This window comes from Actinacidiphila sp. bgisy160 (assembly GCF_057707815.1).
The window spans coordinates 25,503-37,327 of record NZ_JBYIQW010000065.1; the positions used below are offsets into that span (position 1 = coordinate 25,503).

12 protein-coding genes are annotated in these 11,825 nt (G+C 73.1%); 7 read left to right on the forward strand and 5 right to left on the reverse strand.

What is annotated here, in order from left to right; genetic code table 11:
* Positions 1–49 precede the first annotated feature (49 nt).
* Positions 50–1,390, forward strand: a complete 1,341-nt coding sequence (locus AC3EUJ_RS32580; protein WP_431967796.1) for a hemolysin family protein — start codon at positions 50–52, stop codon at positions 1,388–1,390.
* Positions 1,387–2,499 carry a hemolysin family protein gene (locus tag AC3EUJ_RS32585; protein ID WP_431967798.1) on the forward strand — a complete coding sequence of 371 codons (1,113 nt, stop codon included), beginning with the start codon at positions 1,387–1,389 and terminating at the stop codon, positions 2,497–2,499. Before AC3EUJ_RS32580 ends, AC3EUJ_RS32585 begins: the two co-directional genes overlap by 4 nt.
* Positions 2,500–2,564: 65 nt before the next feature.
* Here AC3EUJ_RS32585 and AC3EUJ_RS32590 read toward each other — a convergent pair whose 3' ends face one another.
* Both AC3EUJ_RS32590 and AC3EUJ_RS32595 read right to left on the reverse strand, forming a co-directional pair.
* A complete protein-coding gene (locus AC3EUJ_RS32590; RefSeq protein WP_431967800.1) occupies positions 2,565–4,469 on the reverse strand; it encodes an AAA family ATPase in 1,905 nt (634 codons plus the stop codon).
* 393 nt (positions 4,470–4,862) lie between these two features.
* Positions 4,863–5,483, reverse strand: a complete 621-nt coding sequence (locus tag AC3EUJ_RS32595; protein ID WP_431967802.1) for a uridine kinase family protein — start codon at positions 5,481–5,483, stop codon at positions 4,863–4,865.
* A 71-nt stretch (positions 5,484–5,554) separates the two neighbouring features.
* On the opposite strand from AC3EUJ_RS32595, the gene AC3EUJ_RS32600 reads away from it, so the two are divergent.
* Both AC3EUJ_RS32600 and AC3EUJ_RS32605 read left to right on the forward strand, forming a co-directional pair.
* A complete protein-coding gene (locus AC3EUJ_RS32600; protein ID WP_431967804.1) occupies positions 5,555–6,679 on the forward strand; it encodes a M24 family metallopeptidase in 1,125 nt (374 codons plus the stop codon).
* Positions 6,680–6,809: 130 nt separating this feature from the next.
* A complete protein-coding gene (locus AC3EUJ_RS32605; protein WP_431967806.1) occupies positions 6,810–7,202 on the forward strand; it encodes an STAS domain-containing protein in 393 nt (130 codons plus the stop codon).
* A 2-nt stretch (positions 7,203–7,204) separates the two neighbouring features.
* On the opposite strand, the gene AC3EUJ_RS32610 is transcribed toward AC3EUJ_RS32605, so the two are convergent.
* On the reverse strand, positions 7,205–8,218 hold the full coding sequence (locus AC3EUJ_RS32610) for a DUF3048 domain-containing protein (protein WP_431967808.1): 1,014 nt from the start codon (positions 8,216–8,218) through the stop codon (positions 7,205–7,207).
* An 86-nt stretch (positions 8,219–8,304) separates the two neighbouring features.
* On the opposite strand from AC3EUJ_RS32610, the gene AC3EUJ_RS32615 reads away from it, so the two are divergent.
* Positions 8,305–8,910, forward strand: coding sequence for a transglutaminase-like domain-containing protein (locus tag AC3EUJ_RS32615; RefSeq protein WP_431967810.1), 606 nt, complete (start codon positions 8,305–8,307; stop codon positions 8,908–8,910).
* Between the two features lie 96 nt (positions 8,911–9,006).
* Here the strand turns inward: AC3EUJ_RS32615 and AC3EUJ_RS32620 are convergent, their stop codons facing one another.
* Complete coding sequence (locus tag AC3EUJ_RS32620) at positions 9,007–9,747, reverse strand: lysophospholipid acyltransferase family protein (protein ID WP_431967812.1); 741 nt, start codon at positions 9,745–9,747, stop codon at positions 9,007–9,009.
* A gap of 140 nt (positions 9,748–9,887) precedes the next feature.
* Complete coding sequence (locus AC3EUJ_RS32625) at positions 9,888–10,304, reverse strand: DUF4395 domain-containing protein (protein WP_431967814.1); 417 nt, start codon at positions 10,302–10,304, stop codon at positions 9,888–9,890.
* An 87-nt stretch (positions 10,305–10,391) separates the two neighbouring features.
* Here AC3EUJ_RS32625 and AC3EUJ_RS32630 point away from each other — a divergent pair, with 87 nt between their 5' ends.
* Positions 10,392–10,805, forward strand: a complete 414-nt coding sequence (locus AC3EUJ_RS32630; RefSeq protein WP_431967816.1) for a TlpA family protein disulfide reductase — start codon at positions 10,392–10,394, stop codon at positions 10,803–10,805.
* A 214-nt stretch (positions 10,806–11,019) separates the two neighbouring features.
* Entirely contained in the window at positions 11,020–11,610 is a 591-nt protein-coding gene (locus AC3EUJ_RS32635; RefSeq protein WP_431967818.1) for a flavin reductase family protein, read from the forward strand.
* The last annotated feature ends 215 nt before the right edge of the window (positions 11,611–11,825 follow it).

Below are 11,825 nucleotides of genomic sequence, written 5' to 3' on the forward strand. Positions count from 1 at the left end.
CCGGTAGTACCTGCGCCGCCTCTCCCCCTCGACATACGGGAGCGGCGGCATGAGCGCTTCATTGCTGCTGCTCGCGGCAGCCTTCCTCCTGATCCTGGCGAACGGCTTCTTCGTCGCCGCCGAGTTCGGCCTGGTGACCGTGGAGCGGCCGGCCGCCGAGCGTGCCGCCGCCGAGGGTGACCGCAGGGCCCGCGGCGTCGTGGAGGCGCTGCGCAAGCTGTCCTTCCAGCTCTCGGGCACCCAGCTGGGCATCACGATCACCTCGCTGGTCGTGGGCATGCTGGCCGAGCCGGCCCTCGCCGACCTGTTCGCCGGACCGATCACCTCGATGGGCGTACCCGAGGGCGCGGCGCCCGCCGTGGCGGTCGTGACCGGGATGATCCTCGCCTCGGCCGTCCAGATGGTCATCGGCGAGCTCGTGCCCAAGAACTGGGCGGTGTCCCGTCCGCTGCAGGTGGCCCGCTTCGTGGCCGGACCGCAGCGGGCCTTCTCCGCGGTGTTCCGCCCGGTCATCGAGGCCCTCAACGCCGCCGCGAACCGCCTGGTGCGGGCGCTGGGCGTGGAGCCCGCCGAGGAGCTGGCCTCCGCGCGCACCCCCACCGAGCTGGTCTCGCTGGCCCGCCACTCCGCCCGTGCCGGGGCCATCGAGCAGGACACCGCGGACCTCTTCGTCCGCACCATATCCCTCGGTGACCTCACCGCGGAGAACGTGATGACCCCGCGCGTGCGCGTCAGCGCCCTGCAGGACACCGCCACCGCCGCCGACGTCCTCAACCTGACCCGGGCCACCGGGCTGTCCCGCTTCCCGGTCTACCGGGAGCGGCTGGACGACATCGTCGGCATGGCGAGCCTGAAGGACGCGCTCGCCGTCCCGGCGCACCTTCGTGACCGTACGCCGGTCGGCCGGGTCACGGTGGCCCCGCTGCTCGTCCCCGAGACGCTGCCGGTGCAGCCGCTCCTGGAGCGACTGCGCCGCGAGCAGCCGATCGCCGTGGTCGTCGACGAGTACGGCGGCACCGCCGGTGTCGTCACCCTGGAGGACATCGTCGAGGAACTCGTCGGCGAGGTGCGCGACGAGCACGACAGCGTCGACCTGCCCGAGCTGGCGGCCGCCCCTGCGGAGAACGGCAATCCCGTCTGGGACGCCGACGGCGGCTGCCGGATCGACCTGCTGGAGCGCATAGGGCTGGAGGCCCCCGAGGGCCCGTACGAGACGGTGGCCGGCCTCGTCGCCGACCTCCTCGAACGCATTCCCGAGCCCGGGGACACCGCGGTGCTGCCCGGGTGGGAGCTGCGGGTGCGCGAGGTCGCGCACCACCGTGCCGAAAGGGTTCGCCTGGTTCGCGTCGGGTTCGAGGAACATGAGGACGGGCAGGAGGGCGAGCGATGAGCTTCCTGCAACTGTTCTTCGCCGGCCTGCTGGTGCTGGGCAACGGCTTCTTCGTCGGCGCCGAGTTCGCGCTGGTCTCCGTACGGCGCAGCCAGATCGAGCCGCTCGCCGGCGCGCAGCGGCGGGCCCGTACGGTCCTGCACGGGCTGGAGAACCTGCCGCAGATGATGGCGGCGGCCCAGTTCGGCATCACGGTCTGCTCCCTGACGCTGGGCGCGGTCGCCGAACCGACCGTCGCCCACCTGCTGGAGCCGCTCTTCGAGGCGATCCACCTGCCCGAGGGGCTGATCCACCCGCTCGGCTACGTCATCGCGCTCGCCGTCGTGGTCTTCCTCCACCTCGTCATCGGTGAGATGGTCCCCAAGAACCTGGCGATGGCGGCGCCCGAGAAGACCGCGCTGTGGCTCAGCCCCGGCCTGGTCGGCTTCGCCCGGCTGTTCCGGCCGGTCATCGCGGTGCTCGGCTGGTGCGCCAAGCTCGTGCTGCGGCTGTTCCGGGTCGAGCCCAAGGACGAGATCGACGCGGTCTTCACCAGCGAGGAGCTGACCGTGCTCGTCGAGGACGCCCGGCAGGCCGGACTCCTGGACCCCGACGCCCAGGAGCGCCTGGAGGACGCGCTGGAACTGGGCACCCGCCCGGTCACGGACGTCCTGCTGTCCCCGGAGGAGCTGGTGACGGTCGACGCGTCCGTCACCCCCGCCGAGGTCGAGGAGCTGACCGTGCGCACCGGCTACTCGCGCTTCCCGGTGGCCGGACCGGATGGTGCCTACCTCGGCTACCTCCATGTGAAGGACGTCCTCGACCTGGAGGACACCGGCCGGCCCGTCCCGGCGCGACTGTGGCGGCCGATGGCCACCCTCCGCGCGGAGCTGCCGCTGGACGACGCGCTCACCCAGATGCGGCGGGCCGCTTCCCACCTGGCGGCGGTCGCGGACTCCGGCGGGCGCGTACTGGGGCTGGTCGCCCTGGAGGACGTGCTGGAGATGCTGGTCGGCGAGGTCCGCGACCCGGCCCACCGGGAGGTCCCGGAGCCCGTCGCGGCCGGTGACACCACGGCCGCCCCGGAGCCCGGCGAGGTCGCCCGGCCGTCGCGTGTGATGGCCGGCTGACGGAACCCATGTGAGCGGGGCCCGGGCCGCATACGCGCATACGGCCCGGGCCCCGCTCACGTCGCTCACTCCGGCGGCTCGGGCGGCGGCAGCCCGGGGCCGCGGCCCGACAGCACCTCGCCGTAGGCCTGCATCAGGTCGGGCAGCCGCAGTGTCGACAGGTCGTCCCGGGAGGGCGCTCCCGCGTAGCCGGACAGCCGCAGGTCGCGGTAGGCACAGCTCTTCTCGTACAGGGTGCGCAGGAAGCGGCCGTTGCCCAGCTCGTCGATCCAGCCCTGCTCGACGACGTGGCCGCTGATGGCGAGCAGTTCCTCCAGGGCCTCGCCGTCCCAGCGGTCCCCGTTGTCGGCGGCGAGGACCTCGCCGATGCTGGTCAGCTCGTGCGGCCGGTAGCTGGGGAAGTCGACCCGGGTGGTGAAGCGGGAACCGAGGCCGGGGTTGGCCGCCAGCAGGCGGTCCATGCCCTCGGGGTAGCCGGCGAGGATGACGACCAGGCGGTCGCGGTTGTCCTCCGCGCGCTTCAGCAGGACCTGCAGCGCCTCGTCGCCGTAGGCGTCGCCCTTGCTGTAGCCGGAGTTGGACAGCGCGTACGCCTCGTCGACGAAGAGCACCCCGCCGAGCGCGGAGTCGATCAGTTCGTTGGCCTTGACGGCCGTCTGCCCCAGGAACTCGCCGACGAGGTCGGCGCGTTGGGCCTCGACCAGGTGGTCGCCGCCCAGCAGACCGAGGGCGTAGAAGACCCGGCCGAGGATGCGCGCCACCGTGGTCTTGCCGGTGCCGGAAGGGCCCGAGAAGACGAAGTGCCGTTTGGGTGGCTGCACCGGCAGGCCCTGTCCCGCGCGCAGCCGGGCCATCCGCAACTGCGCGGACAGCGCGCGCACCTGGCGCTTGACGGGCTCCAGGCCCACCATGCGGTCGAGTTCGGCCAGAGCCTGGGAGAGCAGCACCGGGTCCGGGGCCGTCACCGGGACCTGCGGCGGGACGGGGGAGACCGGCAGGATCGCCTTCTCCCGGATGTCGTCGTCGATCGGGCCGACCGCGCCCAGCGGGTCGTCCAGGACCGAACCCGCCCCGAGGCCGCCCGGCATCGCCGCCGCCCCGGCCCGCGCGTCGAGCGGATCGGGGTCGGGCGGCAGCGCGTCGGACCCGGTCTGGCCGTAGCCCTGCAGGGTGACCGGGGCCAGGTCGGCCGGCCCGTCGGTGAGGCCGTCGGACTCGTCGATCGCGGCGAGCCGTGCGGCGGTGTCCATGAACGCCGGGTCCACGCGGTGCACCGCCTGGTACAGCGGGAGCGCGGCGGCGGTGCGGCCGGTGCCCTCGTAGGCGCGGGCGAGCCAGTAACGGAGTTCCTTGCGCTGCGGCTGTTCGCTGCGGCAGCGCATCAGCGCCGTCGCCAGCAGTGGCTCGGCCTGCCCGTACAGCTCCAGCCGGACCCGGGCCATGCCGCCGAACAGACCCGCCTCGATGCCCAGGACCTGGTCGCCGAGGAGCGGTTCGGTGTGGCGGACCAACTGGTCCCAGTCCTTGACCAGATAGGCCCGGCAGGCGTGCAGGAAACGCACGTGCGGATCGGTGTCGATCGGCGGGCACTCGGCCAGGGCCCGGTCCAGCTCCGCGATGTGGCGGCCGTCGAGCCAGTGGGAGGCGTGCGCGAGCAGCAGGTCGCGACGGGTCTCCAGCACCGGCTGCACCCACCACCCCAGCCAGTACCAGGAGTTCATGGAGCGGCGGTGCGCGCTGCGCTGCTCGCCGAAGCGGTCGCGGTGCCGGTACATCTGCAGCAGCGCGGTGGAGGTGTCCGCCCGCAGCGCGTGCAGTCCGAGCCAGGCGTCCGCCATGCCGGGATCGAGGCGGACCGCGACGCGGAACTCCTCCTCGGCCTGCGTATAGGCGCCCATGGTGTAGGCCTCGACGGCCCGCATCCAGGCGAGATCGGCGGGGGCGCCAGAATGCTCTGTGCCGAAGTCCATCAGGTCCCCACCAGCCGTTCCCCCGGTGCCGCCCGCCGTCCGCCGCTCCAACCAGGTTACGTGAACCGGTAGTTGGTGCCAGGTGAGCGCCACCTTCCCGGGGCGGCGCACCCGTTGGCATGGTACCCGTGCGGGCCTGGTGGGCCGTAGAGCGACGCGGACGGTGACGTTGGGTGAGTGATTGGCTGCCGTACGGGGCCGGGTCACCCGCTGCGGGCAGAACGAAGCCCCCGGTCACGGGGGAACAACCGGGGGCTTCGCGCCTGAGGTGCGGTCGACGATGACCGCGCGTTCAGAACGTAAGTCCTGTACGGCCCCCGGGTCAAGCCGCCCACAGGCACCGCTCCGGCGGCCGTCGGACGGGTGCGGCGCCCCGGCTGCAAGCGGTCACGTTCAGTGACGGAGGGTGTCGGCCGGGGTGCTGTCCATGGGCTGTTCCCGCACCTCGTAACCGTCCGGACGCTGCCGGACCAGGAGATCCGCGAAGGGCCGGGAGGGGTCGGCGAGGAAGTGCGCGTCCTGCGCCCGCATCCAGCCGGCCCAGAATCCGGCCAGGGCGGGGCCGTCCCGCCTCTCGCCGCGCTCGCGTGCCGTCTCCCGGGACACCTCGAGCCAGAGCAGGCTCGCCAGCCACGGACGCAGCTCGCGGCGGCCCGCCCCCACACCCTCCAGCAGGACCACGGGCGCCGGCGGCACCTCCAGGGTGGTCGCGAACCGCCGGTCCACCCAGTCGTACTTCGCGGGCCGGGCGGTGCGACCGCGGCGCAGCGGCTCCAGCACCTGCTCGCGCAGCCGCCCGGTCCACTCGAACAGCTCCTCGTGCGTGGCCAGGTCGTCGAGGTGGACGACGGGAGCGCCGTCCAGCGCGGAGGCCAGCGCGGCGGCGAACGTCGTCTTGCCGGATCCGGCGTGGCCGTCCACGGCGACGAGCCGCACGGGCCCGCAGGACGGCGGAAGGGCGCGCAACCGGGCGGCGAGCACGCCGAGCGCGCCGGGGGTGGTGTGGTGATCCATCGGGGCCAGCCTACGACCTGCGCCGACGCGAGCGACTGCGGCAGGTGCCAGGGGCGTCTACGGTAAGAGTCGTGACCGACTCTGCCGCATCCCTGTACCCCCCGGAGCGACTCGAACTCGCCCGCAAGTCCGCCGCCGACGCGGGACTCGACGCGCTGCTCGTCTCTCCGGGCCCCGATCTGCGCTACCTCACCGGATACCACGCCCATCTCACCGAGCGCCTGGTGTGCCTGGCGCTGCCGGTGCTCGGCGACCCCTTCCTCGTCGTGCCCCACCTGGAGAAGCCCGGCGCCGAGGCATCCCCGCTCGGCGCGCTCGGCGTCGACATCGTCGGCTGGGGCGAGACCGAGGACCCGTACGCCCTGGTCGCCGGCCGGCTGCCGCGGGGGGCCGTGCGGGTGGCCGTCGACAACCACATGTGGGCCGAGAAGGTGCTCGCCTTCCGTGCGGCCCTCCCCGGCGCCGAGCAGAGCCTGGCCGGCGATGTGCTGCGCGAACTGCGGATGCGCAAGTCGCCCGCGGAGACCGAGGCGCTGCGCCGGGCCGCGGGCGCCATCGACCGGGTGCACCGTCGCATCGGTGAGTGGCTCAGGGCCGGGCGTACCGAGCGCGAGGTCGCCCGGGACGTGGCCGACGCCGTCATCGCAGCGGGCCACACCACCGTCGACTTCGTCATCGTCGCCTCGGGCCCGAACGGCGCCAGCCCCCACCACGAGGTCTCGGACCGGGTGATCCGCGCCGGCGACCCGGTCGTGGTCGACATCGGCGGCACCACGCAGGAGGGCTACTGCTCCGACTCCACCCGCACCTACGCGGTCGGTGAACCGGCCGCCGAGTTCCGCGAGATGTACGAGGTGCTGCGGCGTGCGCAGCACGCCCAGACCGATGCGGTCCGCCCCGGGATCACCGCGGAGGAACTGGACGCGGTCGGGCGCGACATCATCGCCGAGGCCGGCTACGGAGAGCACTTCATCCACCGCACCGGGCACGGCATCGGGCTGGAGACGCACGAGGAGCCGTACATCGTCGCGGGCAGTTCCCGGCCGCTGGAGCCGGGCATGGCCTTCTCCGTCGAGCCCGGGATCTACCTCCCGGACCGCTTCGGCGCCCGTATCGAGGACATCGCCGTCTGCACGCCCGAGGGCGGGGAGCGGCTCAACCAGACCTCCCGGGACCTGGTCGTCCTGTCTGTTTAGTCCGTTGTGTTGACGCCCCGTACGGCAGGGGGTATTCCGTACACGCGACGCTGTGCGTGGTGCGTTCGCCGCGCGCGGCGCACACGTCGCGTCAAGGGCCCAGCAGGCAGCGGCAGTCGGAGGGCCGGGCATGTTCGACGACGAGCATGACTTCGGGGTGCGGCAGTGGACGGCCGGCGGCACGACCGTGGTGGAACTGACGGGGGAGCTCGACCTGTCCGCCGGCGTGCGGGCGGTCGCGCGTCTGGACGCGGTCACCGCCGGGCCGGGGCCCGACGTCGTCGTGGACCTGCGCGGGGTGAGCTTCATCGACTGCAGCGGTCTGTCGGTGCTCATCCGGGCGCGCAAGCGGACCCTGGACCGCGGCGGCCGGTTCGGGATCGTCACCGACAGCCCCTGCGTGCTGCGGCTGTTGCGGCTCACCCGGACGATCCGGGTCTTCACCGTTCACGACGACCTGGCCTCCGCGCTGGCCGCGCCGGTCGCCCCGGATCCCCCCGCGGCGGACGGCGCCATAGCGTGAGCTCACCGGGGCAGCGGCGCCAGCACGATCCAGACCTGGCCGCGGGCGAAGTTCACCGGCTGCCCGTCGGGGGTGGTGAAGTGTGTGCCCCCGGCCGCGTCGGGTCGTGACCAGCGGGCGTCGTACGCCTTGCCGTCGCGCAGCACCACCGCGCGCCCGGCGCCCACGGTCTCGCTGTACGGGGAGGTGTTCCCCCACCGGTCGTGGAAGTCGGAGGGGCGGACCGTGACGTACTGGACGACCACCGTCGGCGCGCCGAGCCTGCCGCCGGCGGTCGTGGTGGCCGGGTCGCCGTCGAACGAGACCAGCCAGCTGCCGCGGTCGGCCGACCAGTGCAGGCCCACCGAGCCATTGGGGTAGCGGACGGTGCGGTCGCGCTCGGGAGTGCCGCCGGGCGGTGCGGCACCAAAACGGAAGCCTATGTCCCGTGCGGTGGAGGCGTCAGGTGCAGCCGCGAGCAGCCGTTCCGGGGCGGCGTACAGGTTGTGCGGGGCGGGGCGCGAGCCGTCGCGCCCGTAGGCGCCGGGGGCGTGGGCGGGGGAGACGTCGTGCACCGGCGCCGCCGCGACCAGCGGCAGCAGCCCGGTCTGCGCCCCGGAGAAGGCGAGGGCCGGGCGGCCGAACTGGCGCAGCAGTTCCAGGTCCGACTCGCGTGCGCTGCGCACCGGTGCGACCCGGTCGGGCAGTTGGGAGGAGAAGACGGCGAGCAGTCGGGTGAGCCCGGACTCCACCTGCTCCACGTAGACCAGGTCGGCCCGGTCCAGTCCGGTGTGCGGGCGGGCGGCCCCCACGTTGTCGATCTTCACCGCGAGCACGGGGCCTTCGGCGCGTTCGGGCAGTCCGGTGAAGGGCGACCGCGCGACCGTGGTGGTATCGGGGGCCGAACCCGTGGCGGGGGGCGGCCCGCCGGGCGTCCGCTCGGGGCCGCCGCAGCCACGGCTGACCAGGAACACGGTGAACACCGCCAGCACGACCAGGATTGCCGCTCGCGCGGGACGTCTGGGTGCTCGGGCCACGACGGCCACCCCCCGTGCTGCATGGATATGCTGCCTACGGAAAAGTCATTTGCCGAATCGCTGCGCGTATTCCTAGTATCCGCCACATGGAGCCGGTACCCCAGGCGGCGGACGCGACCGCCTTCCTCGCAGCGGACGAGGTGATCGACCACGACCACCCGCTGGTCCGGGCGACCGCCGCCCGGCTGCGGGCGGAGGCTCCCGATCCGCATGACTATGCCGAAGCGGCCTACACCTTCGTCCGCGACGCCATCCCGCACTCCGCCGACTACGGGGACCCACGCGTCACCTGGCGCGCCTCGGACGTCCTGGAACAGCGCACCGGCATCTGCCACGCCAAGGCCCACGCCCTGACCGCGCTGCTGCGCGCCGAGGGCATCCCCGCGGGGCTGTGCTACCAGACACTCACCGACGACGGCGCAGACCCCGTCCTCCACGGGCTCGTCGCCCTCAAACTGCCCGGGCACGACCGCTGGGCCCGGCAGGACCCGCGCGGCAACAAGCCCGGTGTCGACGCCCGTTTCTCCCTCCGGGAGGAACGACTGGCCTGGGTGCCCCGCCCCGGACTCGGCGAACGCGACTGCCCCGGTCTGTACGCCACCCCGCCGCCCGCCGTCCTCACCGCCCTGCGGCAGGCAGTCGACCGGACGCACCTGTGGTGGCTGCTGCCCACCGACCTACCGGACCCATGAGCCGATGACCTCGCGGCGCGGCACGATCCTGGTGCGGACAGCCGGCGAGGAACCGGCCGCCCACCCACGGAGCATGTGGTCCGGCGCGGCTCGTGGTCACTCCGCCGCGGCGGCGCGCTCCCGGGCGGCGACGTCCTCCGGGGTGGGGGCGGTGCCGCCCAGGTGCGCGGGCAGCCACCAGTGGTCGTTCGGGCCCGAGGGGCGCCCGGTGTACGCGCGCTGCGCGTCCTCCAGCAGCTCCTGAACGCGCAGCCGCAGCCGCCGGGTCAGCGCGCCCGGCTTCTCGTCCGCGTGCGGCGTCATCTGCTCGCCCACCCGGATGGTGATGGGGAAGCCGTTGCGGCCCAGCTGGCGCGGCTGGCCCTTGGTCCACAGTCGCTGGGTGCCCCACAGCGCGACCGGCAGCAACGGTACGCCGGCCTCCATCGCCAGGCGCGCGGCACCGGACTTGAAGGACTTGAGAGTGAAGGACTGCGAGATGGTCGCCTCGGGGAAGACCCCGATGATCTCGCCCGAGCGCAGAGCCGTCAGCGCGTGCTTGTACGCGTGCATGCCCTCCGAACGGTCCACCGGGATGTGCTTCATGGCCCGCATCAGCGGACCCGACACCTTGTGCCGGAAAACCGACTCCTTCGCCATGAAACGCACCAGCCGCTTCGCCGGGAGCGCCGCCAGCCCCGCGAACACGAAGTCCAGGTAGCCGATGTGATTGCTGACGAGCAACGCGCCGCCCTTGCGCGGGACGTGCTCGGTGCCGGAGATGTCGAAGCGCAGCCCCTGCATCTTGAACATGGTGCGGGCGAAGCCGATGACGGGTGGGTAGACGAGTTCGGCCATGGCTGGGGCCCCTTCTTCGTAGGGGGTGGCCCCCGGCGGAAGTTACGCGGCCGTAGGTTTCCGGCCGCCGGCTGATCGTGCACCGTAAACGGGTGCCATGTCATCCCGCGTGCCCGTCGTGCGGCGAGATTCTCGTCACGTCACCCGGTCGTACGACGCAGCAGGAGGTACATCTCGCATCCGAGGCAGTATCCGAACGCCGCGTTGAGGAAGGCCGCCGCGAGCGCGCAGGATGTCGCCGCCAGGCCCAGCCAGTCGAGCCCCGTGGCGTAGCCGGCGAGCCCGACGACCGCGAACCCCAGCCCCACCGCCTGCGCGAAGCGCGGCGGCGCCGGGTCCTCGGTCTCGGTGGGCGGCCCCAGCCGGGGCCGTACCGCCACCCGGTACAGCAGGCCGTACGGTGAGTTCCGCACACCGGCGGCGGCGCCCACCGCGAACACCAGCGCCTGGACGGCCAGCAGCCAGGCGCTGCCGGTGACGAGAACGGCGGCCAGGACGACACTGGTCAGGCTTGCGCCGAAGCGCGGTCCGCGGGCATCGATGACGTGAGGGCTCATGGGGGCCATGATTCCGGAACGGGCACCGTCCGGACCCCCGGGAATCATGGCGGTCCTGTGAACGCTGCACCGGCAGGGAGGACGGAATTGACGGGACTGATGGTGTGTGTCGCCGTACTCGCGGCGGCGGGGATCTTCGGCATCCTCCACAAGCGCAGGGACGGAAGGTTGCGAGTGCGGGACAAGGACGTGGAGCAGCAGCTGACGGCGGGTGAGATCGGCGCGGAACTCGGCGAGCGGGCCACGCTCCTCCAGTTCTCCACCGCCTTCTGCGCGCCCTGCCGGGCCACCCGGCGCACCCTCGGCGAGGTGGCCGGCATGGTCGACGGGGTGCGGCACGTGGAGATCGACGCCGAGGCCCACCTCGACCTCGTGCGCAGGCTCGGCATCGTCAGGACGCCCACCGTCCTCGTCCTGGACGCCCGCGGCACCGTGGTGCGGCGGGCGTCGGGCGCGCCGCGCAAGGCCGACGTCATCGTGGCGCTCGGCGCGGCGGTGTGAGCGACCGGCGGTGTTGTGACCCCGTCCCACATGCCGGGGCGCCCTTGACGCGGCGCCGGTCTGATCGTCAGCCTGACGTTATGTCGCGAGACCTCCTTCTGTACTCCCGCTTCGACGTCGACCTCGGTCGGCACGCGAGCGCCCGCTGTCACGGCCGTTGAGTGCCCAGGCCCCCGCACCCCTCCGGCCCGACAGCGCGACGAAGGACAACTCCATGACCACCTCTCCCGGCCTCGGCACGCCGGCAACGTCCTGTCTGGGCGCCGTGCCCACCTCGCTCCCCGCAACCGCGCCGGTCCCCCTGCCCCCGCCGTGCGCCGTGACCGACTCGTTCGACTCGACCTCCTTCCGCGCCGTCTTCCGCCGGCACGCCGCCGGGGTCGCGGTCGTCACCGCGGCCGGCACCCGCCCCGCGGGGTTCACGGCCACCTCCCTCACCTCCGTCTCCGCCGAGCCGCCCCTGCTGTCCTTCGGGATCAGCACCGCCGGCTCCGCCTGGCGCACCATCGCGGACGCCACCCATGTGGGCGTCCACATCCTCGGCGAGCACCAGGAGGAGGTCGCCGCCACCTTCGCCCGCAGCGGCGCCGACCGCTTCGCGCCGCCCACCGCGTGGGGACCCGGCCCGTATGGAGTACCGCTCTTGGAGGATGTCCAGGCGTGGCTGGTCGCGCGCGTGGTGGCCCGCATACCCGCCGGTGACCACCGCATCGTCGTCGCCCAGGCCGTGGCGGGCGCCCCCGAGGGCGAAGCGGCCCGCCCGCTGCTCTACCACCACGGGCGCTACAACGCGCTGCGCCACTGAACTCCCGCACCGGGCCCCGGGTCGGCAAGGTCACACTCCGCGCCTCTTGCCGACCGGGCGGCCGAGGACTGTACTGACGAGTAATATTTCTGCCGGAGCGCCGTGCGTCCCGGCGGGGAGCCGCCGTCGATGGCGCCTATGCTGCCTTCACAAGGGCAGTTGACGTACCCGTGCAGCAGTAGGAGAGCAGCGTGAGCTTGAGGATCGTTGTCGCA

What these genes read in the sequence shown, in the direction of transcription:
- AC3EUJ_RS32615 (WP_431967810.1), top strand. Translation starts at nt 8,305, where the DNA reads ATGGAGCCGGTACCCCAGGCGGCGGACGCGACCGCCTTCCTCGCAGCG.
- AC3EUJ_RS32595 (WP_431967802.1), bottom strand. Translation starts at nt 5,483, where the DNA reads ATGGATCACCACACCACCCCCGGCGCGCTCGGCGTGCTCGCCGCCCGG.
- AC3EUJ_RS32635 (WP_431967818.1), top strand. Translation starts at nt 11,020, where the DNA reads ATGACCACCTCTCCCGGCCTCGGCACGCCGGCAACGTCCTGTCTGGGC.
- AC3EUJ_RS32620 (WP_431967812.1), bottom strand. Translation starts at nt 9,747, where the DNA reads ATGGCCGAACTCGTCTACCCACCCGTCATCGGCTTCGCCCGCACCATG.
- AC3EUJ_RS32580 (WP_431967796.1), top strand. Translation starts at nt 50, where the DNA reads ATGAGCGCTTCATTGCTGCTGCTCGCGGCAGCCTTCCTCCTGATCCTG.
- AC3EUJ_RS32625 (WP_431967814.1), bottom strand. Translation starts at nt 10,304, where the DNA reads ATGAGCCCTCACGTCATCGATGCCCGCGGACCGCGCTTCGGCGCAAGC.
- AC3EUJ_RS32605 (WP_431967806.1), top strand. Translation starts at nt 6,810, where the DNA reads ATGTTCGACGACGAGCATGACTTCGGGGTGCGGCAGTGGACGGCCGGC.
- AC3EUJ_RS32590 (WP_431967800.1), bottom strand. Translation starts at nt 4,469, where the DNA reads ATGGACTTCGGCACAGAGCATTCTGGCGCCCCCGCCGATCTCGCCTGG.
- AC3EUJ_RS32585 (WP_431967798.1), top strand. Translation starts at nt 1,387, where the DNA reads ATGAGCTTCCTGCAACTGTTCTTCGCCGGCCTGCTGGTGCTGGGCAAC.